The organism is Arachidicoccus ginsenosidivorans (assembly GCF_007971385.1).
Classification (GTDB): domain Bacteria; phylum Bacteroidota; class Bacteroidia; order Chitinophagales; family Chitinophagaceae; genus Arachidicoccus; species Arachidicoccus ginsenosidivorans.
Genome location: NZ_CP042434.1, coordinates 2,588,572 through 2,611,839, shown reverse-complemented (window position 1 = coordinate 2,611,839; position 23,268 = coordinate 2,588,572). Strand labels below are relative to the sequence as shown.

20 protein-coding genes, 1 tRNA gene and 2 pseudogenes are annotated in these 23,268 nt (G+C 41.4%); 16 read left to right on the top strand and 7 right to left on the bottom strand.

Annotated elements, in window-relative coordinates:
* Nucleotides 1-582: 582 nt before the first annotated feature.
* The 4 genes from FSB73_RS24745 to FSB73_RS10400 all read right to left on the bottom strand — a co-directional run bounded on the left by FSB73_RS24745 (nucleotide 583) and on the right by FSB73_RS10400 (nucleotide 3,574).
* Nucleotides 583-876 carry a Crp/Fnr family transcriptional regulator gene (locus FSB73_RS24745; protein ID WP_225974694.1) on the bottom strand — a complete coding sequence of 98 codons (294 nt, stop codon included), beginning with the start codon at nucleotides 874-876 and terminating at the stop codon, nucleotides 583-585.
* A 321-nt stretch (nucleotides 877-1,197) separates the two neighbouring features.
* Nucleotides 1,198-1,268, bottom strand: a tRNA-Gln gene (locus FSB73_RS10410).
* 119 nt (nucleotides 1,269-1,387) lie between these two features.
* Nucleotides 1,388-2,290, bottom strand: a complete 903-nt coding sequence (locus tag FSB73_RS10405) for a 3-keto-disaccharide hydrolase (RefSeq protein WP_146781604.1) — start codon at nucleotides 2,288-2,290, stop codon at nucleotides 1,388-1,390.
* Nucleotides 2,291-2,845: 555 nt separating this feature from the next.
* Nucleotides 2,846-3,574 carry a pirin family protein gene (locus FSB73_RS10400; protein ID WP_146781602.1) on the bottom strand — a complete coding sequence of 243 codons (729 nt, stop codon included), beginning with the start codon at nucleotides 3,572-3,574 and terminating at the stop codon, nucleotides 2,846-2,848.
* A 392-nt stretch (nucleotides 3,575-3,966) separates the two neighbouring features.
* On the opposite strand from FSB73_RS10400, the gene FSB73_RS10395 reads away from it, so the two are divergent.
* Nucleotides 3,967-4,818, top strand: coding sequence for a hypothetical protein (locus FSB73_RS10395; protein ID WP_146781600.1), 852 nt, complete (start codon nucleotides 3,967-3,969; stop codon nucleotides 4,816-4,818).
* Between the two features lie 106 nt (nucleotides 4,819-4,924).
* Nucleotides 4,925-7,198, top strand: a complete 2,274-nt coding sequence (locus tag FSB73_RS10390; RefSeq protein ID WP_225974693.1) for a GH92 family glycosyl hydrolase — start codon at nucleotides 4,925-4,927, stop codon at nucleotides 7,196-7,198.
* Nucleotides 7,199-7,424: 226 nt separating this feature from the next.
* Here FSB73_RS10390 and FSB73_RS10385 read toward each other — a convergent pair whose 3' ends face one another.
* The gene (locus tag FSB73_RS10385) at nucleotides 7,425-9,416 is read right to left on the bottom strand and encodes a glycoside hydrolase family 130 protein (RefSeq protein ID WP_146781598.1); all 1,992 of its coding nucleotides are present in this window, start codon (nucleotides 9,414-9,416) and stop codon (nucleotides 7,425-7,427) included.
* A 370-nt stretch (nucleotides 9,417-9,786) separates the two neighbouring features.
* On the opposite strand from FSB73_RS10385, the gene FSB73_RS10380 reads away from it, so the two are divergent.
* Together FSB73_RS10380 and FSB73_RS10375 are read left to right on the top strand one after the other, a co-directional pair.
* Nucleotides 9,787-10,788, top strand: coding sequence for a TonB-dependent receptor plug domain-containing protein (locus FSB73_RS10380; RefSeq protein WP_146781597.1), 1,002 nt, complete (start codon nucleotides 9,787-9,789; stop codon nucleotides 10,786-10,788).
* 59 nt (nucleotides 10,789-10,847) lie between these two features.
* On the top strand, nucleotides 10,848-12,350 hold the full coding sequence (locus FSB73_RS10375; RefSeq protein WP_146781595.1) for a TonB-dependent siderophore receptor: 1,503 nt from the start codon (nucleotides 10,848-10,850) through the stop codon (nucleotides 12,348-12,350).
* Nucleotides 12,351-12,441: 91 nt separating this feature from the next.
* Here the strand turns inward: FSB73_RS10375 and FSB73_RS10370 are convergent, their stop codons facing one another.
* Nucleotides 12,442-12,822, bottom strand: coding sequence for a winged helix-turn-helix transcriptional regulator (locus FSB73_RS10370; RefSeq protein ID WP_146781593.1), 381 nt, complete (start codon nucleotides 12,820-12,822; stop codon nucleotides 12,442-12,444).
* Nucleotides 12,823-12,917: 95 nt separating this feature from the next.
* Here FSB73_RS10370 and FSB73_RS10365 point away from each other — a divergent pair, with 95 nt between their 5' ends.
* A complete protein-coding gene (locus tag FSB73_RS10365) occupies nucleotides 12,918-13,517 on the top strand; it encodes a nitroreductase family protein (protein ID WP_146781591.1) in 600 nt (199 codons plus the stop codon).
* Nucleotides 13,518-13,810: 293 nt separating this feature from the next.
* On the opposite strand, the gene FSB73_RS10360 is transcribed toward FSB73_RS10365, so the two are convergent.
* Complete coding sequence (locus FSB73_RS10360) at nucleotides 13,811-14,392, bottom strand: cytochrome b/b6 domain-containing protein (protein WP_158639493.1); 582 nt, start codon at nucleotides 14,390-14,392, stop codon at nucleotides 13,811-13,813.
* 447 nt (nucleotides 14,393-14,839) lie between these two features.
* Between FSB73_RS10360 and mraZ the strand changes: the two genes are divergently transcribed.
* The 11 genes and pseudogenes from mraZ (at nucleotide 14,840) to murD (ending at nucleotide 23,108) form a co-directional block, all read left to right on the top strand.
* Nucleotides 14,840-15,304: a division/cell wall cluster transcriptional repressor MraZ gene (gene mraZ, locus FSB73_RS10355; protein WP_146781587.1), complete on the top strand. Its 465-nt coding sequence runs from the start codon at nucleotides 14,840-14,842 to the stop codon at nucleotides 15,302-15,304.
* Nucleotides 15,297-16,222 (top strand): annotated as a pseudogene (gene rsmH, locus FSB73_RS10350) (16S rRNA (cytosine(1402)-N(4))-methyltransferase RsmH). The gene mraZ and the pseudogene rsmH overlap by 8 nt, the downstream one beginning before the upstream one ends.
* A 26-nt stretch (nucleotides 16,223-16,248) precedes the next feature.
* Complete coding sequence (locus tag FSB73_RS10345) at nucleotides 16,249-16,593, top strand: FtsL-like putative cell division protein (RefSeq protein WP_146781586.1); 345 nt, start codon at nucleotides 16,249-16,251, stop codon at nucleotides 16,591-16,593.
* A gap of 128 nt (nucleotides 16,594-16,721) precedes the next feature.
* A complete protein-coding gene (locus FSB73_RS24740) occupies nucleotides 16,722-17,351 on the top strand; it encodes a penicillin-binding protein 2 (RefSeq protein ID WP_225974692.1) in 630 nt (209 codons plus the stop codon).
* On the top strand, nucleotides 17,246-17,770 hold the full coding sequence (locus FSB73_RS26625) for a penicillin-binding transpeptidase domain-containing protein (RefSeq protein ID WP_262712569.1): 525 nt from the start codon (nucleotides 17,246-17,248) through the stop codon (nucleotides 17,768-17,770). Before FSB73_RS24740 ends, FSB73_RS26625 begins: the two co-directional genes overlap by 106 nt.
* Complete coding sequence (locus FSB73_RS26620) at nucleotides 17,752-18,771, top strand: penicillin-binding transpeptidase domain-containing protein (protein ID WP_317132875.1); 1,020 nt, start codon at nucleotides 17,752-17,754, stop codon at nucleotides 18,769-18,771. Before FSB73_RS26625 ends, FSB73_RS26620 begins: the two co-directional genes overlap by 19 nt.
* A 96-nt stretch (nucleotides 18,772-18,867) precedes the next feature.
* Complete coding sequence (locus FSB73_RS10335) at nucleotides 18,868-19,896, top strand: UDP-N-acetylmuramoyl-L-alanyl-D-glutamate--2,6-diaminopimelate ligase (RefSeq protein ID WP_225974691.1); 1,029 nt, start codon at nucleotides 18,868-18,870, stop codon at nucleotides 19,894-19,896.
* Nucleotides 19,866-20,228, top strand: coding sequence for a glutamate ligase domain-containing protein (locus FSB73_RS24725; protein WP_225974813.1), 363 nt, complete (start codon nucleotides 19,866-19,868; stop codon nucleotides 20,226-20,228). The genes FSB73_RS10335 and FSB73_RS24725 overlap by 31 nt, the downstream gene beginning before the upstream one ends.
* Before the next feature lie 155 nt (nucleotides 20,229-20,383).
* A pseudogene (gene mraY, locus FSB73_RS27565) lies at nucleotides 20,384-21,686 on the top strand (phospho-N-acetylmuramoyl-pentapeptide-transferase).
* Nucleotides 21,687-21,819: 133 nt separating this feature from the next.
* Complete coding sequence (locus tag FSB73_RS24715) at nucleotides 21,820-22,014, top strand: hypothetical protein (RefSeq protein WP_225974689.1); 195 nt, start codon at nucleotides 21,820-21,822, stop codon at nucleotides 22,012-22,014.
* Nucleotides 22,011-23,108, top strand: coding sequence for a UDP-N-acetylmuramoyl-L-alanine--D-glutamate ligase (murD, locus tag FSB73_RS10325; RefSeq protein WP_225974812.1), 1,098 nt, complete (start codon nucleotides 22,011-22,013; stop codon nucleotides 23,106-23,108). The genes FSB73_RS24715 and murD overlap by 4 nt, the downstream gene beginning before the upstream one ends.
* Nucleotides 23,109-23,268 lie beyond the last annotated feature (160 nt).

Below are 23,268 nucleotides of genomic sequence, written 5' to 3'. Positions count from 1 at the left end.
CCTATTCTCATGAGCAATCGCTGTAACCTGATCACCATTAAAGCTTTTCTATTACAGTAAAATGGATATTTTTTGTGGTATTGCGTTTTTATATTGTCATTCCACTCCTTATCTATTGTCTTATACAACTTTGAGATTCACTGGTACTGGCACCTGCAGAATCATGTTAAATATGTTTAAAATTTTACATATTTATTAAATATCACCAATTCGCATTGAATGGTCAAAAATAGAGCTCGAATGTAGCCATCGAATTTACTTCTCCTGGATTCCATAACAAAATCAAAATAATAAATCATTTTACTTTTGCAATCTGGCTCCTGATCCGGCTTAATGTTTCCCTGGACAAGCCAAGAAAAGATGCAATCATATGAAGAGGTACACGGTTAAAAATGTCCGGATAAGATTTTATAAAATTTGTATATTTTTCTTCAGCAGAGTCACTGATATTGCTCAAGATCCTGTTTTGACTGACATCATAACTCCTGGCTTTTAATTCATCCCTGAAAGTCCTAAAATTTGGAAATCTGCTGACTAAATGGTCGAAATCATTTTTTTCGATCAATAAAAGTTCACAGTCTTCTAATGCATCAATATTGTTTTGGAAGAAATTCCATTATTATAACTCTGCTGATCGCTGATCCACCAATTTTCCACTGCAAACTTTAATATGTGTTCGACGCCATCCTCACCAACTCTGTACAACCGAAGACACCCTTTTACCACAAAACAGTTATAATGACATACATCACCCTCCTGCAGAAGATATTGCCTTTTGCGTAATTTTTTGTTGCTGGTAACCGCAAATACCTCTTCTAATTGCGCTTCTGTCAAACTGGCCTTCTCCTTTAAATATGCTGCAAACTTTTCAAACATTCACCTCACTTTCTAACAAATCTATTGAAAAATACCCAATTGAAAAGGCCTATTACAAACTTGTAGTTTAGTGACCAAATTTTCATCAGTGCTTATATTACACCACAGGCAAATACGAAGCTTTTTTTAAAGGACAGCCAAGAGAAGGAAAATATACACAAGTCCCGATACTCTATACAAATTCCGTGATTTTTAAAAAGCGAGCGAATTGGAAGTTAGAATTTATAAGCTTTAACCTAAAATCAAGGCATTCCTGAATAAATTATCGACGATGATATGAACAAAAAAAGAGGCTAATTGCCTCTTTCTCAATTTATTTTGTTACCCGACCAGGACTCGAACCTAGACAAACAGAACCAGAATCTGTGGTACTACCATTATACTATCGGGCAATTCAGGAGGGCAAAATTAAGCACTTTTAGTAAAAAATCATAATCATAACGTAAAAATATTTTTAAAATGCAATTTGCGCATCCTTAACGGAATAGGCTTTCCCTGGAATTAGCATTATTTACTTCGCAGGCGTGATTGTTATATTTCTAAACATGATTGGACCATGATCCCCCTGAAAATAAATGGGGCCGGGTGCCCCTTCATCACTATCCAAAGCTCCACCTGTAATACCTGGTATTTCACGGTTACAAATAATCATTTTGCCATTGGCTACGACGGTCAACATTCTGCCTATCAAGGTAATATCATAAGATTGCCATTGATCCGGCCCCTTAACTGGCATTTCGCTTGGCGGCAAAAATCCATAAAGCCCCCCAAATAAATGACTGTTGGGTTCAATTGTAGCTGGATTATCAATAATCTGCACCTCATAACGCCCTCTGAGATAAACACCGCTATTGCTGCCTTTACTGTACTTAAATTCTACATGAAGCTTAAAATCTCCAAATTTCTCGTTGGATATCAAATTCGCACCAGAATGTGGGCTTATTAGCACTCCGTCTTTGACAATCCATTGATTTTTAGTACCTGATATATGCCAACCCTCTAAATCTTTTCCATTAAATAATCGAATTTTTTTGCCCCAGGCAATTTTTTTTGATTCTTTTAGCGAAGGAGCTCTGACACCTTTAAATGAATGGTGACTGCCATTTGGATAGACAATCTCCCCTTCTATATGATCTTTAAATAAATGGCCTTTTAATGTCAGATTATTACCGCTACTTTCCCATTGTGGTGGGATACTAAAATCAAAAGCCCCCTTGTCAAATCGAATCTCAGAAATCGGTCTAGCACTACCACCCGAGGCGACAAATCGTCCCACAAGTGTTTCAACACCGGACACCTCAACTTCCAACCAGGAAGCCGCCTGATGCCCGTTCTCATCCACGGTTAGATCCCATCTGCCAGCTAGTGAAAAGGGATGCATCGGATTTGTATCTAAAGGTTTTACCTGAGCCATTATTAGATTACTTAATAGCAGACCAAAACATAGAAATAAGCAGCAAAATGTATGTTTGTGCTTTCTTTTAGAAAATCTGATCAACGGTAGAATTGAATTTAATAAGAATCTCATGGGTTTATATTTGATAAATATTTAATAACTAAAACTGTATAAAACTGCCATTTTTGACCAATTGCATATATAATTTACTAAAGGTAAATAAGTTCTTGGGAAAATGAAGCGTTTTTATAGCATTCATCGCAGATGCGGATAGCTGCGCAGCGGCAAGTAAAATACATTATGTTTATTAATCAATATGGATAAAGCACTAAGGTTAAACGGAAGCAATTCAATAAAAACCCCGATTTCAATTCCTCGGTAAAACATATTTATAATGGCAATGATTAAATTGAGATTACAGTATAAACCTGAATTACTCTTTCTCAAACATAAGATTAGGTTAAGGTTGATCTCGTACAGACAACTGCTTTATTAGAGGATGGGATCTGGATTAGAATTTATCCCGATAAATCTTGCCATTCAGACTTGTGCTTAAACTCCTACCATTTCAATTTACCACCTGGTCGCATATTCAAATATCAAAAGAACGCTGTCCTGTTCAAGGGATTCCATCTGAACCTGATCCGTATTCCAAAGCATTAACCCGTCTCTGCTTTGTAATAATCGTCCTTCTATCTCAAAAGAACCACTCACAACATAAAACAAGGTTTTATTTGCATCCCTTTTATGCGGAAAATAATTAAAATCTTCTCTTGCTGCATATTTGCCCATGCTCATTTTTTTAAAGGTCCCAGAAATGGCTGGATGACCGATTGCATGTATTTCCAGTAATTGTTTGCGTATATTCTCTTTGGTTAGGTCAAAATAAATAAATTGGGTCATTTTGGAGAATGTTGCCATAGCCTCTGTTGACAAAATCAAATAATTGCTCAATTCATCTCTTTGCGGATTGGTCATCTTAATCGTATCCTCTGCATCTAAATCTAAAATATACAAAGTTCCAGGTTTAATAATATGCGGTTGCCCTTTATAATTGACATTAAGTCGGCCACTTAGTGGTATTAAGTAGGTTACCTGGGATTGTCTGGCCACATACTCTGTACTATATTTTGCTGCCAGCGTTTCATCATTAAAATGCAGTAGCGGCTTGTTTAAGGCGGAGGTATGTTCAGACGGCCCGTTAGATAATACTGGCAGGCTCCTATAAAAGGACGTCTGCGGCCCCTTTCTAAAGGCCTTGGGATAGAATTTACCGTTTGCGATGGTTAATGGGAAAGACATTGTATCCAAATTTATAGTTAGGGTTAAGTATATTCTATCAGGAAAATTTCTTTTCCTGAACGCCATTTTGGAATAAACTTACCTCACAAAATTTATGTTTTGATTCATAAATCGACAAACCCTGCCCTTGTGTCGTCAAAAACCCCATTTTATGAGATTGTTAAGAAATCCTGAGCGCTTCCTGTACCTTCCTTTCCTGGGGCTCCAATCTGCGTTTATCGTCATCTTCAGGAATGTATTTTTCAATGGCAAAAAGTAACTCGTGCACCCATTTACATATATGACAAAAAAAAGAAGATACAGCAATTCAATAACTTAGATTATCTTCATTCTACAAAACTTTATGGACGCCAAGCGCCATAATCTATCAGCAATTTATATTCTTATTACCGATGGCACCAAACGGCAACAAACAAAAGCATAAATCACCTTATAAGACTGCCTACCAGAGGGCCAAAGTCAAGGCCATTAGGCATCAATGGCCTTCTGCTGCCGCTACTGGATTAGTACCCGTCCACCGGTTAATAAAAACGATGCTCAAAAAGCAGGAAGATTTACAAATACTTCAAGGAAAAAACCCTGAGATATTTAAAAGGACAGCATCAAAAAAACTCAAATCTACCCCTCCGCAAAATGGTTATCCTTTCCGGCAAACTTCCAAAAGACGGCCTCCCGGCTGGCATTTGACACAAAATAGAAATGACAGCAAAACAAGATCCCCCTACAGTTTTGTATATACCTTTCAATTTATCGCCGCCAAGGCACAGGCTACCTATATTGTGCAAGCCTTTTATTATGAGCCAGTAGATACTTTTATGATGAAATTTTTCAATAGCAGCCACAAAAGCCTGAATAAATATGCTGTCAGGACAGGAAGCGGAGATTTTCCCGCTATTTTACGAACCAATTTTGATATCCTGATGCATCTGCACAAGCATTTTCCAGAGTCCAGCTTTGGATTTATCGGGGAACGTAGTTTTTTCAAGGATAAATCAACGGGGAACACTTTATTGGAGCCCATGGAAAATAACCAGCGTTTCCGGATTTACCAGCTTTTTTTGCAACAACCTGCACGCAACAGTTGGCTGAAAGAAAATTTTAAAAACTATTACTTTCAAACTCTCAGTACCTTATTGTTACTCAATAAGAAAGCCCTTGATTCACTGGCACCTCAAAAAGCAACAAGTCGGATCTTGAATTTTATGGCAACTGCTTATCCACAATTAAATTATTCCGACCTTTAGACCTATTTAAATCCATTCAGTCCACGTTAACACTGAATCAATCGTTAATAATTTCAGGAAGATTCAGGAGGAGCTTATTTTTAAAGCCTTACAAATTGAGCTAAAAATGCACGTAAACATTATCAAGATCAAACAAACCTTTGCTTTGGGGTGTCTGATGGGAAGCCTTTTCGGGCCAACGATAACAAAAGCCCAGACGAAACAGCAGGATAACCTGCAATACTTAAAACCAGAAATTGGCGGAGTTGGCAGGCTGCTGGTTCCAACAAGGCCTACCATCCAACAGCCCTACCAGATGATCCGAATGACTCCGGACAGATCAGATTATCTGGACGACCAGATTAACAGCTTTCCTTTACAATTAGTTTCACACCGGCTGGGACAGGTATTCCCCATAAAACCGAGTGCGGATAAACAAGTCACCAAAGATAGCTGGAAGGAAAAACTGGCCTATGATCAGGACCTGGAAATCCGCAATCCCTGGCATTACCATAATTATTTCCCTCAGACTGATATTGAGATGGATTTTGTTCCCGGCAAGAAGACCGGCATTTTTAGTTTCACATTCCCGGAAAAAAGTCCCAGGCAGGTGCTTTTTGGATCCTATAATCATTTACCTGATCACTGGCGCTTCAATAGCGACGGCACATTGGAAGGCGAGCAATTGTTCCCGGCAGAATCAGGGATGCAACCAGTAAAAGTATACTTATATGGCAGGTTTAACGCACCAGCTTCTTATTATACAGTTAGTGGCGCTCCCATTAAATCAGGTACAGAGATGGATGGAAAGGGAACCAAGTTCAGCGCCCAGTTCACTTCCTCCAAAGCATCATTGGAATTTAGATACGCGATCTCATATATCAGTTATGATCAGGCAAAACAAAATTACCAATTGGAGTTCAAAGAAGATCCCACTTTGCAACAGTTTGCCGCCACTGCAAGAGCCCCATGGGCCAAGGCTTTTAGTCAGATTCAGGTAGAAGGTGGCACCATCGAACAAAAAGAAAGTTTTTATACAGCGCTGTATAGATGTTATGAACGCATGGTCAATATCAGTGAAAATGGTAAATACTATAGTGGATACGACCATAAGGTTCATCAGGACAAAAGGGATTTTTATGTGGATGACTGGGCCTGGGATACTTATTTAGCGCTGCACCCTCTAAGAACGATTCTGCAACCTAAAACCGAACAGGACATGCTCCAGTCCTATGTTAGGATGTATCAGCAGAGTGGCTGGATGCCTACTTTTCCGGTTTTATATGGAGACCATGCCTGCATGAATGGTTTTCATAGCTCTGTTTCATTTTTGGATGCCTATAATAAAGGACTTCGGGATTTTGACGTTCAAGAGGCCTACGCCGGCATGCGCAAAAATTCCGCAAGTGCCACCATGCTACCCTGGAGAAACGGTCCGGCTACGGTGCTGGATAGCTTTTATTACCGCCATGGTTATTTCCCGGCACTGCACCCGGGAGAAAAAGAGCCTTATCCTTTTGTCAATAGCTTTGAAAGAAGACAGGCAGTGGCTGTTACTCTGGGAACCAGTTATGATGATTGGGCCGTTGCCCAGATGGCTAAGGCGCTAGGCAAATCCGCAGACTATACCCATTTTATGGAGCGAAGTAAAAATTATAGAAATCTCTGGAATGCAGATAAACAATTTTTTTTGCCAAAGGACAGTGCCGGTAACTGGATTGAGATTAATCCAGCCTTTGATGGCGGTCCGGGAGGCAGGGACTATTATGACGAGAATAATGGCTGGACTTATATGTGGCAGGTGCAACAAAACATTCCTGACCTGATAAAGCTAATGGGTGGAAAAACAGGCTTTGAAAACAGATTAGATGAGCTGTTCAGAGCTGGTCTGGGTATGGAGAAGAAGTTATTCTGGGTCAAGTTCACGGATGCAACCGGCCTTGTAGGTCAGTTCTCCATGGGCAATGAACCCAGCTTTTTTATTCCATATCTGTATAATTTTACAGATGCCCCCTGGAAAACCCAAAAAAGAATCCGCGTCTTACTCAGCACCTGGTTCCATAACGACATTTTTGGCATTCCGGGTGATGAAGACGGAGGCGGTATGTCCGCCTTTGTGGTATTCTCCTCCATGGGTTTCTACCCCATTGCGCCAGGCAAACCTATTTATACGATCGGAAGCCCCCTATTTACAAAAACAACAATACATCTGCAAAACGGCAAAGACTTTACCGTGTTGGCACCAGGGTCTTCCAAACTCAATAAATACATTCAGTCAGCCACTTTAAATGGAAAAGCATTAAACACGCCCTTTATTACCCATAATGATATTATCAATGGTGGCACACTAAAACTGATCATGGGTGACCGGCCCAATAAAAATTGGGGGGTTGCCAAATAACTTGATTTTCAACAGTTATTTTATTCTATTGATATTCATGTTACAGGCAACAATGTCACAATAAAACTAGAGGAGCCGTTATGATTGCTTAAACAATTACATAACGGCTCCACTGTTTTTATTTAGTTTTCTTAGTCAGCCAGCATATTTTTTGAAGACCCTGACGTGGCCTGATTCGTATATTCATTATCCTTGCTCAAATAACCCCGCATCAAAAAGATCTAACTCATTTCTTTGCAGGATCATAGATCGCCACACCAACCATTGAATCAGCGCAGCCATAATACAGATACCATTTCCTTCCATAATAAGCCATACCTTCTAAAAATACTGTACCGTCTTTATATTGCCCGGTACGCTCAAAAGGCTCCTCAGGAACGAAAAACGGTTTATCCAACCGACCAATGAGCTTTGTAGGATCTTTTAGATCAAACAATACCTGCCCGCCACAATAGGCACCGCCTGGATAGTTAGGATCACCCTTTTCTCCTTTATCATTTTTCCCATTGTAAAGCAACAGAATACCTTTATCCGTAATAATGGCTGGGGGGCCGCATTCTGTAAGTTGACTATCAAAATGCCCTGCCCTTGGTGCAAATAACCGAACCAAATCACCTTGGTCATCTACCAGTGGTGTCCAATCAATCAGGTTATCGGAGGTTGCCAGATTTACAAATTGTTCGCCCCAATACATCAGATAATGGCCGTTTACTTTTTGGATATACTGGTGGCCATGCACAAGTCCTGTTACAATAGAGGCAGATTTCGTGGCCACGCGTGCAAACTTGCCTCCATATGCCTTTTTAAAGGCTTCGCCATGTTTTTTCCAGTGTATCAAGTCTCTGGAAGTAGCAACTGATAATCGCGGCAACTTATGATCCCACTCTGTATACATCATCACATATAATCCGTCCTCAGTTCTGGCCACCCTAGGATCTTCACAACCGCCTGGCCAGTCGTGGGGTTTTCTATTATCATTTGCCGGATACAAAACCGGAGTGGCCCGTTTTTGTAAGTGAATGCCGTCAGTAGAAGACGCATAACCTATTCTGGAAGTATGGCCACCGATTTTTAGTTGCCCTGACAGATCCTCTGCCCTGAATAACACAACGATCTTACCATCCTTAACAGTGGCAGCAGGATTAAAAGCCGCACCCGATTGCCAGTGCACCTGCTTTCCGCTCATCGGATCCTTAAATACGGCAGAATTATCTGGTTGCAACAGCGGGGTTGCAGGATCTGGCCTTAAAAAGGGTCCCATGGTCCAGTCTGGCAATTGCTGCTGATCATTATTGTTTTGCGCATCAAAGCTACATTTAACCAGCACTGGAAAATGATCAGACAACAACATTGCTCTTGATTTATATTGATGCACCTGACCAGGGAAATTATCCGAGGCTGCACGTGCGGCGTCTGCCTTGGGTTGAAGTCGATATGTTTCTGTTAAAACCCCATAACGGCTAGGCTTAAAACCGCCTCCTAAGAATACATGATCTATCCGGCTGCTGGTATACGCATTGGTATTAAAAGCATTGATTGTACCATTAAATGCCATTTTGATCGGTGCTGTTTCAAAGGCATCTTTCATTATACCATTGTCATGCATGACCTTATAGCTGGCGCTATGCTGATCTACATTAAAGTCGCCAGTCAGCACAAATGGCTTGTTTCCTGCTATCTTTTTAATTTCTCTGGTAATTAGTAGCGCACTTTGTGATCTGGCCTTTATGCCCACATGATCAAAATGCGTATTAAAATAATAGAACTCCGTACCCGTCTGCTTATCCTTAAAGGCAGCCCAAGTGCATATCCTGGGTAACACGGCGTCCCAGCCCTTATTGGGATGATGCAAATCCGTGCCTGATAACCAGAAGGTGCCGCTTTTGAGCACATCAAATTTGTTTTTCTTATAGAAAATAGCGGCATATTCACCTTTTTGCCTACCATCATCTCTGCCAACGCCTACATAATCATAAACTTGCAATCTATCTTTTAATTCTGTGAGCATATGATGCAATCCTTCCTGTGTACCTAAACAATCATAATCATAGAAGCGGATCAGTGCGGTTACTTTATCCTTTCTGTAAGGCCACGCATTTATAGAGTCGCCTTTATTATCATAGCGCAGATTAAATGAACCAAATGTATACTGCTGCGCAAATAAACTACTCGCTAAGCTTACAAATAGCAATAAGAGAATGACCGAAAATTTTCGCATGAATCTTTATTTAGTTTGATAAATCAGTTTCAGTGGCCAAAGGCCACTGAATAGTCATAAGTATGTTTCCAAAGATATTTTTTTGCCTGGTTACAAAAAACTCATTAAGAATCTGTTTTGAATTTGCCTTTTAGCAAATCCTTGTTTTTTCGCATTGCGTAAGCCAAAATTCCCGATATCGACAATGAATTCCGAGGTCATGTTATTACTTCGCAGCGCAATCAGCGTAAATAAATCATGATCACTGATTGAACCCTCATAAAAGTTCATTTTAGGGAATACAAATAATGCAATTTTAGTACTGATTACCAATAAAATATAACTCTTTACAGAACCGACCTTTTCTGATTTTTTTTAAAACTACAACAAAATGACCTTTTGGACGCAAAGTAAAAATGCGAGTCTACAGCAATATCAAATAGGTAAATCATCTATAAAACAACATGGTTTTCACTTTCTGGGGTCCTTCAGAATTAGCCTTTTAGCACTGGTCATGCTATTGGGCTGGCAATTAAGCGCCCAGGCACAAAATCAACCTCCCATTTCCTCTAGCCCTGCCACGGAGCAACTCACTCCAAATAACCCAAGCCCGAATACAGTTGCAACCGCTGCTAATCAAGTCACCAGTACAACACATCAGCCCGTTGCAGCAGGTACCGGTTTTCTGGCAGGAACGGTGTATGCCAGCGATGGCACGCCAGTACCTGGTGTTACTATTGGGCTTAGCGGAACACGAGTTCAACGCATTACCAATAAGGAAGGCTATTTTATTTTAAGGGCACCGGCTGGTAAGTACAAAATGCTGGTATCTTATACAGGATCCAGAACGTATGAAAGCTATGTCAATATTATAGCAGACGATACGGTTCATTTGGAGCCCATCCATTTAACAGAAGATATTCATAGTCTGTCAGAGGTAACCGTCAAAGGCCGGCGCAACCGGTATGGTAACAAAAACTCAATTTACGTTATGCGCCTTCCTATCTCAGATATGGAAAGCCCCCAGGTTTATACTTCTATCGGCAGTAAACTCCTGCAGGAACAAAATCTGACTTCTTATCAGGATGCCTTTAAAAATATTTCTGGATCAGGTGTTCCTTCCACAGCCAATAATGGCCGTGTCACTATGAGTTCCAGAGGCTTTAAGGTACGTAGCCAGATTATCGACGGCGTATCTGGTTATACTATGACTGACATAGACCCCGCCAATATAGAACGAATCGAGGTCATCAAAGGACCTTCCAGTTCCTTATTTGGATCGGGGCAGGGGGTAGTACGACATCATTTGGTGGTGTTGTCAACATTGTTACTAAAACGCCTTATGATGGTCTTGGTGGCTCCGCCAGTTATACGGGTGGCAGTTACGGTCTGAACCGCATTACTTTTGATGGGAATACTCCACTCAATAGTGACCATACCATATTATTCAGGATGACCGGAGCGCATAATGACAATAAATCCAATCAGGACGCTGGCTTTTTGAAAAGTACCATGCTCGCCCCTAGTCTATATGTTCAGGTGAATAACCGGGTTTCAGTAAACGTTAATACGGAGTTCTTCCATAGAGATGCGACAAGTCCTTATTGGATGACACCTACCAGCAAGACCATTTACAAGAGAGCACCAGATTTACCAATTAATTATGATCTCTCCTTTACCAATAATGATGTGTATTTCACGGCAACTCAGTTTAACGTAAATGCACAAATCAAAACACAGATCAATAAACAGTGGCTAAGCCAAACCAGTGTGGCACACACTAATAATGACCTGACCGGCCCCATGCTTTCATTAAACGGTGTTACGGACTCGACCTTAACACGTTCAATTTCCGGAGGGGTGCAGAATTTTCAGACATTTCAGCTACAGCAAAACTTTATCGGAGACTTTAAGATCGCCGGTAAACGCAATAGAATGGTACTTGGATTAAATTATTTGGATTACAATGACAATTCTAATACTGCCTCCTTTAATATGGATACGGTGAATTTCATTCACCCTGATAAGTCCTATTATAATTTTAACAGGGCAGCCGTGGACAGCAGACTAGCAGATGCTGCTTATAAGAAAAGTGCAGGAGATCAGAAATCCTATAGTGCCTATGTAAGTGACGTATTCAATCTGTTGGAAAATCTGAACCTGATGGCCAGTTTAAGAGTGGACCGTTTTGAAAATGGTGGTAACCATAATCAATTGACAGGAAAGACGACCGGAAAATACGGCCAGACAGCGCTTTCTCCTAAATTTGGCATTGTCTATCAACCGGTTCTAAATAAGGTATCCTTGTTTGCAAATTACCAGGATGGCTTTAATAATGTGGGTGGAACCGATTATGATGGTAATAGCTTTAAACCAGAAAACGGTAAGCAATTTGAGGCAGGGACCAAACTGAATTTGCTTCATGGTCTACTTACAGGTACCCTGAGTTATTATTACATAAAAGTAGAAAATACCTTGAGAAGTGATCTGGACCATGACGGTTTCTCTGTACAGGATGGCACACAGGAAAGTAAAGGTTTTGAAGCAGAATTAACCAGCAATCCACTACCCGGTTTAGATATCTTTGCCGGTTATGCCTATAATGAAAGCCAGTATCTTAAAGCAGACGACGGATTGAAAGGTACACGACCAGACGGAGCAGGTCCTAAAAATACAGCGAATCTTTGGGCAAGCTACAAAATCCTTAAGAGCTGGGCTAAAGGCTTAGGAATTGGCTTTGGGGGTGTTTACGGTACCAGGTTGGATAATTTAAAACACCTGACCGGTTTTGAGGTTCCTTCCTATCTGGTAACTGACGCCAGTTTATTTTATGAACGTTCAATGTACAGATTGACACTTAAGGTAAATAACCTTGGCAATGAAAAATACTGGAATAACCGGCTGCAGCTACAACAAATGCGTAACGTAACTGCCAGCATCACGATCCATTTTTAAGGATTAGAAACTGGTTAAACATTAAATTGAGATTTGGAGTCAATAATGCTTAAAACATTATTGGCTCCTTTTTTTGGGAATCATCCCATCTTTATTGCTCTATTATACTGCACTCCAAATTTTCTATATCGGGAAATTCTTCAATTCGCTCCTGACGGCTAGCCGCCTTTTTTCCCCAGGCAGCAATACCGGTTAACACCGGTATGAGTGTTCTGCCAAACTCCGTCATTGCATATTCTACCTTGAGCGGTTTATCTGTAAATACTTTTCTGGAAATCAATCCATCTTCTTCCAATTCTTTGAGCTGCAGGCCTATAGTACGTTCGGTTACCATGGGCAATTCCTTTCTGAGTTGATGATACCTTTTAGGTTTAATCAGATGCATAAGGATGACAGCCTTCCATTTCCCTCCAATGAATTTCATGGTGAGGCTAGTGCTACAGGGATATTCTTTGTTTTCTATACGATACATCGGCTACTATACATTTTGACAGATATTGCAAATATAACATACTATACTTAATTTTGCAGCAATAAATTTTATAGTAACAATAAAAATGCAACCTAATGAGTTTTTTAGCATTGGCCGAAGCCAGATATTCAACAAAAAAATACAATGCGGACAAAAAAGTCCCCATAGAGCTTATTGATCAGTTAAAAGCGATCCTTAGGCTGAGCCCTTCCTCCATTAATAGCCAGCCGTGGAAATTTGTATTTATTGGTAATGAGCAACTTAAAAGTAAGCTTGCAGCAGCCTCCTATTTCAATGAGGCTAAAATAAATGAGGCAAGTCATCTGGTGGTATTCAGCGCCGCCGATGATATTGAAAAGTTTGAGGAGCAGATTCAGCAGCATCTGCCGAAGGGATCCATTGATTACTATCACAATTTTGTCAAACCCACGGGTAGCAGTCAAATAAAATCCTGGATGAAAAACCAGGTATATCTTTCCTTAGGGTTCTTTTTATCTGCAGCAGCGGAAATGGGGCTCGACAGTACACCGATGGAAGGCATCCAGGTAGATGAGTATAGGAAGATCCTGGGCTTAAGTCATCACCAGCCATTATTTGCGGTTGCCTTAGGCTATCGCCATTCCCAGGACGGTAATCAACCCAGTTTAAACGCCAAGTCAAGGCTCCCCGAACCAGCGGTTATTGAATCATTCTAAGACTATGGTTAACTCAGCAGGATCGCAATCAAAATGTCAAAAGAAATCTTTTTTTAGTGTGACTAAGTGGGCATTTATGGTTTTGACCCAAGACTTATGGCAATAAAGGTTCTTTGCGGTCCTGCTTTTTGAATTTATATTTTACGTCGTTTTTAAACAAGCGTCTGCAAATGTGTTGGTGGAGATAGCTCGCTTGCTTTAAGCCTTACTATTTTTAATACCTTCAAACTCAATGGAACATATTGGGAACGCCTCATAAAAAGAGTCTGTCCTTTTACGCCCTTGCCATAGATTCATCCTCCATGAACCATCCTAGAAATAATGCCTTTGTCTTTGCCCAGTTCTCCTATGACAAGACCCAATAAATGCAAAACAATAAAAGTTACCGCGTAATATAAGGACTGCACATGCACGAGCTTGGCTATATGATGTACTTGCTGCCAGGCCGCAGTTCTAGGAGACCACACCATTAGCATTCCGGTCAGCAGAGAAGTTGCAAAGCAAATATAGAAAAGCACATAAATGATGGATTTGAGCCGTTCTTTTGCAATCAGATGCTTTTTGAATGGACTTTTAAAGGTGACGCCCTGGAATCGAAAGACCAACATTCGGATTATATACAGCCCAATCAATACATAGCCGGCCCATACATGCCAGCGCCACATGGGATATCGAATAGCCTTACCAATCTTTGCGGCATCCGCCTTGGTAAGCGCTATACCCTTTTCAGACAACTTCGCGGCAAGAATCTCTCCCATCTGGGTTTTGTTCATCCAATTTTGTCGCAGCAGGACGGTTAAAAGTATAAAAAGAAAAACACCTGCTATCAGCCAGTGTAGAATTCTGTGGGCACGGGTATAAGAAACGGACTTCACTTTACTAATAAACTGTTAAAAAATAATAGAAATACTATGATGAGAACTTCCTGCCAAAGCTAACAAGCGCCACCCAAAAAGGATTTCGAGATGCGGAAAATCTCTAAATTCCTACATTTTGCAGTTATCCACAGACCGCCTATTGCTTTTAGGCCCAAAACAATGCAATTCGCCCAAATAGTGATGGATATTAAGGGTTAGCGATTTAATCATGGCAGTTGGTTATGGTTATCCACACACTATCCACAGGTTATCCACAATAATAGCAAGCTTATGCACCACAGACGCACAGGGCATAATCCTAAATATCCTGTAATTCCCTGCTGGACAATGTTTGAGGCCCACTACCACTGTGGATAAAATAGCTCTTGCATTTTTTGGGTTAAAAGTGGGAAAAAGTGTTATTTTGTGGTAGAAAGTTCCAAATAACAACTTGATCCAACCGTAATGGTGCATTTTTTAGGCGAATACGAAGTAACACTCGATGCAAAAGGTCGTTTCCTTTTGCCTGCCGGATTTAAAAAACAAATCCCGGAGGAGTCAGCACTGCGTTTTATCGTCAACCGCGGATTTGAAAAATGCCTTACGCTTTATCCCATGCAAAGCTGGGAACCCATGTTCGCCAAAATTAGTACACTAAATGATTTTGACCCAAAAGTCAGGGCTTTTAGAAGACAATTTTTAGGCGGTGCAACAGAAGTCGAAGCGGATACAGCAGGCAGATTGCTGCTCCCTTCAACACTTCGGGATTTTGCCGGATTGACAAAAAATGTAATTCTGGTGGCCGCAGTGGATAAGATTGAAATTTGGGACGCAGACACTTACAAAAAGATCTTTGAAGATTTCTCGGCAGATCACTTCAGTGAATTAGCACAGGAGGTCATGGTAAAAACGGATCCCAAAAATGATTAGTCAACAAAAAGCATATGACTATCACTTACCGGTTCTGTACCAAGAAACCCTGGAAGCACTTCAAATCCGGCCAGATGGCGTCTATGTTGACTGCACATTTGGCGGGGAGGGCATTCCAAGGGAATTCTGGAAAAATTAGGACCAAAGGGCAGACTGATCGCTTTTGATCAGGACAACGATGCCCAGGCTAATTTGCCCAAGGACACCAGGGTGCTATTTATCCCACAGAATTTCAGGTACATTAAACGCTTTTTGCGTTTAAACAATTTACCTGCGGTAGATGGGATACTGGCTGATCTGGGCGTCAGCAGCCATCAGTTCGATGTGGGAGAACGAGGTTTCTCCATTCGTTTTGATGGGCCGCTGGACATGCGCATGGACCAAAGAAGTACAACCACTGCAAAACTGGTTCTTGAAAGTTACTCAGAACAGGAACTTTTAAGGATTTTCAGTCAGTATGGAGAGGTTTCTAATTCCAAAACGCTGGCAAAATACATTGTGACCAACCGGACAGCCGGTCATTTAAAAACCGTGCAGGCTTTTAAAGACTTTCTCCATCCAATGGTAAAAGGCAATCCGAACAAATATTTTGCACAGGTGTTCCAGGCGTTAAGAATACAGGTAAATGAAGAGCTCGTCGCCTTGCAGGATTTGCTTGAGCAAATCCCTGAGGTGCTCACAGCAGGTGGCAGAGCCGCCATCATTACTTTCCACTCACTGGAGGACAGAATGGTGAAGAACTTTTTTAAAAATGGAAGATTTGACCAGCAGGAAGACCATCCATTTTTAAACTCAACCTTTAAAAACCCTTTAAAAGTAATAACCCGCAAACCTATTACCGCCCAAGCGGAGGAACTCAAAGAAAACAACAGAAGTAGAAGTGCAAAATTAAGAGTAGCAGAAAAAACAGATTTATAACCGATATATAACCTTTAACCTGAATCATGATGCAACAACAAGAGGAAAAACATACGTTTAGAGCATCATTTAAGAAAGTCGTCCGTTATGACTGGATTACTGGTAATATCGGATACTTTCTGTTTTTGGCTATGTTGACGGTATTATATATCGCCAATGGCCATATGGCCGATAAGGCTATCCGTGACATCAGTCGCACAACCAGGGAAATTAAAGATCTCCAGTTTGAATACAAAACCCTCAAAAGTGAATTGATGTATCAGACCAGAGAATCGGAATTAGTAAAATCAGTCGAACCATCGGGACTCAAAATCAGTGAAATCCCGCCTGTTCATATCAAATTAGAAACAAGAAAACCTAAGGCAAATTAATACATGGAAATAAAACGCGACATATTATGGCGTGTGTACCTCTGCTTTTTGTTAGTGGTACTTGTTTGTATTGTGATCGTCGGTAAGGCTTTCTATATTCAACAAGTGCAGGGGACTATTGGGAATCCATGAGCGATAGCCTGCACCAGAAAATTCAGGAAATTGCTGCCGACAGAGGGACTATTTATAGTGACAATGGACAGATGCTGAGCACCAGCATTCCACAATTCGATGTTTACATTGACTTTGAGGCGGACGGACTGAGAGAAAAAAACGGTAAACGTTTTACGGAGAATCTGGATTCCTTAAGTTATGGACTGGCAGAGTTGTTTAAAGACAAAACGGCCGCTATGTACAAACAACTCTTGAAAGAAGGGTATAGAAAGGGCAGCCGCTATTTTAGCCTGAAAAAAGGAATCTCTTATAGAACCTACCAGAAATTATTAAAATTACCGCTGGTAAGAGAAGGACGTAATAAAAGTGGATTTATTGCAGAGACCAAAAACATTCGCTTAAACCCGTATCAGATTCTGGCCTATAGAACCATTGGGCTGAACCGCAGCAATTCCCAAAAAGTGGGGTTGGAAGGCACTTATGATTCCGTACTCAAGGGACGCCGGGAAAAAGGCTGGTCAGGTTTATCGCCGGCGGTGTGGCAGTACCTGTGGACGAATCAGCAGATATCGATCCCGAGAATGGTAAAGATATTATTACAACCCTTGATACCCATATTCAGGAAATTGCCGAAAATGCCTTGATGAAAATGATGGTTTCTAATGAAGCCACGCATGGCTGCGCGATTGTTTTGGAAGTAAAAACCGGTAAAATCAAAGCCATTGCCAATCTGGGCAGGACACCAAACGGGAATTATTGGGAAAATTTTAATTATGCCGTGGCACCTACAGAACCAGGCTCCATTTTCAAACTGGCCACAATGCTGGCGCTTTTAGAAGACAACAAAACAACGCTGGATGCACCCATTGACCTGCATGGTGGGCATTGGGCCATCAATGGACGCGTGGTCAATGATGCAGAAAATCATGGAAATGTAGCCAATGTTAAGGAAGCATTTGAAGTCAGCTCCAACGTGGGTATGGCTGAACTGGTCTATAACGCTTACAAAAACAATCCCATGCAGTTTATTAACCACCTGAAAAAATCGGACTGGGTAGCTTAACCGGGGTTGATATTAAAGGAGAAAGGCATCCATTCTTATATACACCCCAAAGTAAGCTCTGGAGTGCCACCACTTTGCCTTGGATGGCTTTTGGCTATAATACGCTCATCTCTCCTCTGGCCATCGCTATGCTATACAACGCTGTAGCAAATGACGGTGTAATGATGAAACCTTATCTGGTTTCTGCTTTTGCAAAGGAAGGGCAGATCATCAAACAGATTGAACCGACCAAACTAAGGACCATTGCAGATTCCACTGTTATTAAAAAGCTGCAATCCCTGGTCTATGGTGTCTGTAATGACAAGCATGGAACAGGATACACCTTACTAAAGGATCTTCCCTTTAAACTCTGCGGGAAAACAGGCACCGCACTTGTGGCAGACGGTAAAAATGGCTATAGTTCCAAAATCTATCAGTCTGCTTTCGCCGGTTATTTTCCAGCTGACGACCCGCAGTATACCTGCGTGGTAGAAATTGTCAACAAACCGCACGCAGCCCATTACTATGGCGCCGCTGTGGCAGGGCCGGTTTTTAAAGAAATTGCCGAAAGGTTATATACGCTTTATGTCAGACGCAATAATCCCAATCATTATGCGGGACTCGACAGCCTGAAAAAAGTGGCCAGCGACTATAGTTTTGTCGGCAAAACCTCTTCATTTAAAACAGTGGCTAATACACTGGGCTGGAAATACCAATATGCCACTAAAGATGAGGATGCCATCTGGAGCAGGTTTTATAACAACAACCAGCCTGAGAGTTACCTGGCACCTCTTGGAAGTGTGCAGACGGGCTTCAAAAAAGGGCTAAACGGCAACAAAATGCCAGATCTAAGCGGAATGGGCCTCAAAGACGCCTTATATATATGTGAAGGATTAGGACTTAAAGTAGATGTCAAAGGATTTGGGCGGGTCAGTAAGCAGTCGCTTGATGCGGGTGCTCCGGTAGAAAAAGGGCAGGTTGTGCAGCTTTATTTAGGGGATCCCCCAAAACAAAGCACTTAAGGATGATCGGCCCTAAATGAGGTTTGAAAAAGAGATTCAATCAGTAAAGGATTTAAAATCCAACAGTACTTATAAATATTATCTGAATTATCGCATTTGAAACAGTTACGTGACATATTACATAAGGTAGCCCTGGTACAGGTGCACGGTCAGACAGATCTTGATGTTCAGGCGTTACACCTGGATTCCAGAAAAGTACAGCCTGGCAGCGTATTTATAGCAGTGGCAGGCGTTCAGGTAGACGGTCATCAATTTATAGATAAAGCAGTCGCTTTGGGCGCCACCGCTATTATCTGTGAACAGTTGCCCTCCACCCTGCATGAAAGTGCCACCTATGTTCAGGTCAGAAACAGCCACGAAGCCACTGGGGTTATGGCTCATAATTTCTATGATGAACCTTCCGCTAAATTGCAACTGGTAGGCGTAACTGGCACCAATGGCAAGACCACCATCGCCACCTTACTCTTTAACCTGTTTTCAGAACTTGGTTATAGCTGCGGTCTGGTCAGCACAGTGCAAAACAAGATCGGGCAGTCCATAATTCCGGCGACCCATACAACCCCGGATGCCATTCAGTTAAATGCACTACTTGCTGAAATGGTCAGTGCGGGCTGCACGCATGCCTTTATGGAATGCAGCAGTCATGCCATCGATCAAAAGCGCATTGCAGGACTTCATTTTAAAGGGGCATTGTTTAGTAATATCACCCATGACCACCTGGACTATCATAAAACCTTTGATAATTATATCAAAGCCAAAAAAGCCTTTTTTGATGGATTGACTTCGGACGCTTTCGCTTTGTCCAATGCAGATGATAAGCGGGGCACAGTTATGCTGCAGAATACCAAGGCGTCCAAGCATTATTACGGCCTTAAAAATATGGCGGAATTCAAAGGCAAGATCCTGGAAAATAACCTCACGGGCCTCACGATGCTGGTGGGAGCTACAGAAGTCAGTTTTGGACTAATCGGCACCTTTAATGCCTATAATTTGCTGGCCGTATATGGCGCAGCCACATTGTTAGGTGAAAAAAGGGAGGAAGTCCTAAGGGTTTTGTCTATGATTAAAGGGCGGAAGGCCGCTTTGATTATGTCATCAGCCCGGGTAGGGTCATTGCTATCATAGATTATGCACATACACCCGATGCCCTGGAAAATGTGCTGGCCACGATTAATCAATTGAGAAATAATGGAGGGCAAATCATCTCTGTAATAGGTTGTGGCGGCGATCGTGACCGGACCAAAAGACCAGAAATGGCAGCAGCGGCTGCCTTATTAAGTGATCGGGTAATACTCACCAGCGACAATCCCAGAAGTGAGGATCCTACTCAGATTATCAAAGAAATGGAAACAGGCCTGGACAGCGCTGGCAGAAAAAAACCATCAGTATTGTGGACCGAAAAGAAGCGATCAAAACAGCTATTAGTCTCGCAGATTCCGGGGACATTGTTTTGGTAGCCGGTAAAGGCCATGAGAAGTACCAGGAAATAAGCGGTGTTAAAACTCATTTTGATGACCATGAAGTGGTCGGGGAAATGTTTGAATTACTAGATAAATAAAATAGAAGCAGTCAATTATAAAAAAGGCATAAAAGAACCATCAACACAACATAAATGTTATACAGTCTATTTACATGGTTAAAGCAAGAATTTAATATCGCCGGAGCGGGATTATTCCAATTCATTACGTTCCGTGCGGCCATGGCTATATTGCTGTCCTTATTTATCGCCACTGTTTATGGGAAGCGAATTATTAACCTGCTTTCCAGAAAGCAAATCGGTGAAACCGTACGTGACTTAGGTCTGGCAGGAGAAGCGCAGAAAAAGGTACACCCACAATGGGTGGTATTATTATTCTACTGGCCATTATTATCCCAACATTACTATTGGCGGACCTGGATAAGGTATATGTTCGGCTCATGTTACTGTGTACTGTATGGTTGGGCGCGATTGGCTTTTTAGATGATTATCTGAAAATAAAATCCCGTCGTAAAGCCCAGCAAAAGGGCGAACAATATAAAAAGAAAGATTCTGATGGCCTCGCCGGTACTGCAAAATCATTGGTCAGGTCGGACTCGGCATTATTATCGGTGCTACATTGTATTTTAACCACAATGTATCTATGGAAAGGGAAGTTATCCCCAGTGGCAACCAAAGCACCGTGGATATGAAGATCAACAATCCAAATGAAACCATCCGTAAAGTAGACGGTGTAAATATTAAATATGTAAAGGTAAACGCACCGATCACGACGATTCCCTTTGTCAAAAATCATGAGTTCAACTACAGTCGTTTAATCAGCTGGATTGGGCCGGGAGCGGAAAAATATACCTGGATCGTCTATATTCTGATTGTCACCTTTATTATTACAGCGGTTTCCAACGGTTCAAATATGACCGATGGGTTGGACGGACTGGCAGCTGGTGTCAGCGCCTTTATCGGGGTAGGGCTGGGTATTTTGGTTTACGTATCCGGTAACTTCAAAATGGCAGGCTACCTAAATATTATGTATATCCCCAATCTGGGTGAGCTCACTATTTTTATCAGTGCCTTTGTGGGGGCATGCATTGGATTTCTCTGGTATAACGCCTATCCTGCCCAGGTGTTTATGGGGGACACCGGCTCTCTGGCGCTGGGAGGTATCATTGCTTCTCTGGCCATTATTGTACGCAAAGAATTATTGTTACCCATTTTTTGCGGAATCTTCTTCGTAGAAACACTTAGTGTAATTATACAGGTCAGTTATTTTAAATATACAAAAAGGAAATATGGAGAAGGCAGGCGGATCTTTTTAATGAGTCCCCTGCATCATCATTACCAGAAAAAGGGATTCCATGAAAGTAAGATCGCTATTAGGTTTTGGATTATCACGGTTTTATTAGTGGTATTCTCTATTGCGACACTGAAAATCAGATAGTTGACAGATTAATAGAAAAAATCGTATTCGTTGTAATCAAAATAAAAGTGGCAGCTAAAAGTCAACATATAGAACCAAATAAAAATATGAAGTCATTATCCTTGGTGGCGGGGAGAGCGGCGTAGGAGCTGCTGTGCTCGCTAAGATCAAGGGACTCGACGTGTTTTTAACGGATGCAGGCCAATTGGCACCGCTCTACGAAAGAGAGCTGGAAGAGCATGATATCCCATTTGAGCAAGGAGGTCACACGGAAAATCTGGTGCTGAACGCATCATTAATCGTTAAAAGTCCGGGGATTCCGGAGAAAAATGAGCTAGTCAAAAGATAAGGGCTAAAAATATACAAGTCATCAGCGAAATAGAACTCGCTTACAGATATAAAGGAGACAGTAAAATTGTTGGCATTACCGGCACCAATGGCAAGAGCACGACAACCAGCCTGATCTATCATATTTGTAAAGAAGCCGGCTTGGATGTTGCCCTGGTGGGTAATATTGGCATCTCCATTGCCCGACAGGTGGCACTAAAGCCCAAGGCGCTATACGTAGCAGAAATCAGTTCCTTTCAACTCGATGATATCCAGCACTTTCGTCCTGACATCGCCATCCTGCTCAATATTACAGAAGACCATTTGGACAGGTATGAATATGATATCCAGAAATATATTCAGAGCAAGTTCAAAATCGTACAAAATCAAAAACCCGGTGATTATTTTATCTATAATATAGATGATCCGCTGATCACCGGCCATTTAAAAAATATTTCCATCTCATCTAACTTATTACCTTTCTCTATGAAACAAGAAGTATCCAAAGGCGCTTACATCAAGAACAGTGAAATGCTGATCAAACTGCAGGAAGAGCAGGTCAGTATGAATATCTACGATTTTGTTGCATTAAAAGGTAAACACAATCAGTATAACACTATGGCAGCAGGCATTGCGGCATCCGTGCTGGACATCCGTAAAGAGAAAATTCGTTCAGCGGTGCAGACTTTTGAAAGTCTGGCCCATCGTATGGAGTTTGTAGCCACCATCAGAGGCGTTGATTTTATCAACGATAGTAAAGGAACCAACCTGAACTCTGTATGGTTTGCACTAGAGAGTATGGAAAAGCCCACGGTACTGATCATGGGTGGTGTAGACAAAGGCAATGATTATACCCTGATCGCAGATCTGGTCAGTGAAAAAGTAAAAGCAATTGTCTGTATTGGACTGGATAATCAAAAGATAGCCGAAGCATTTAAAGACATCGTCCCACAGATTGTACAAACCGCCTCTATGAAAGATGCCGTAGAGCAGGCCTACCATCTTGCAGAAAAAGGCGATGCGGTTCTACTTAGCCCGGGTTGTTCCAGTTTTGATCTATTCAAAAACTATATGGACCGTGGAGATCAGTTCAAGGAAAATGTAAAAAACTTATAGTTACTTCTCAAAGGAGAAGGACGTCGACCATTTTAAAGTATATAATTAATAATAATACGGACTGAAATTAGTTTAGGAGTCTTAGCAGCAATGATCAATGATTTATTAGACATAGAAAATCCATTTAAGAACCTGAGTCAACGGACCAAGGGTGACCGGT

Bases quoted from the DNA above. Each gene is read 5' to 3' on its own strand.
- FSB73_RS10400 (WP_146781602.1), bottom strand. From the start codon at position 3,574: ATGTCTTTCCCATTAACCATCGCAAACGGTAAATTCTATCCCAAGGCC.
- FSB73_RS10380 (WP_146781597.1), top strand. From the start codon at position 9,787: ATGACCTTTTGGACGCAAAGTAAAAATGCGAGTCTACAGCAATATCAA.
- FSB73_RS10370 (WP_146781593.1), bottom strand. From the start codon at position 12,822: ATGTATCGTATAGAAAACAAAGAATATCCCTGTAGCACTAGCCTCACC.
- FSB73_RS10345 (WP_146781586.1), top strand. From the start codon at position 16,249: ATGATGCAACAACAAGAGGAAAAACATACGTTTAGAGCATCATTTAAG.
- FSB73_RS24740 (WP_225974692.1), top strand. From the start codon at position 16,722: ATGAGCGATAGCCTGCACCAGAAAATTCAGGAAATTGCTGCCGACAGA.
- mraZ (WP_146781587.1), top strand. From the start codon at position 14,840: ATGGTGCATTTTTTAGGCGAATACGAAGTAACACTCGATGCAAAAGGT.
- FSB73_RS24745 (WP_225974694.1), bottom strand. From the start codon at position 876: ATGTTTGAAAAGTTTGCAGCATATTTAAAGGAGAAGGCCAGTTTGACA.
- FSB73_RS10405 (WP_146781604.1), bottom strand. From the start codon at position 2,290: ATGGCTCAGGTAAAACCTTTAGATACAAATCCGATGCATCCCTTTTCA.
- FSB73_RS10390 (WP_225974693.1), top strand. From the start codon at position 4,925: ATGCACGTAAACATTATCAAGATCAAACAAACCTTTGCTTTGGGGTGT.
- FSB73_RS10365 (WP_146781591.1), top strand. From the start codon at position 12,918: ATGAGTTTTTTAGCATTGGCCGAAGCCAGATATTCAACAAAAAAATAC.
- FSB73_RS10375 (WP_146781595.1), top strand. From the start codon at position 10,848: ATGACCGGAGCGCATAATGACAATAAATCCAATCAGGACGCTGGCTTT.
- FSB73_RS10395 (WP_146781600.1), top strand. From the start codon at position 3,967: ATGGCACCAAACGGCAACAAACAAAAGCATAAATCACCTTATAAGACT.
- FSB73_RS10385 (WP_146781598.1), bottom strand. From the start codon at position 9,416: ATGCGAAAATTTTCGGTCATTCTCTTATTGCTATTTGTAAGCTTAGCG.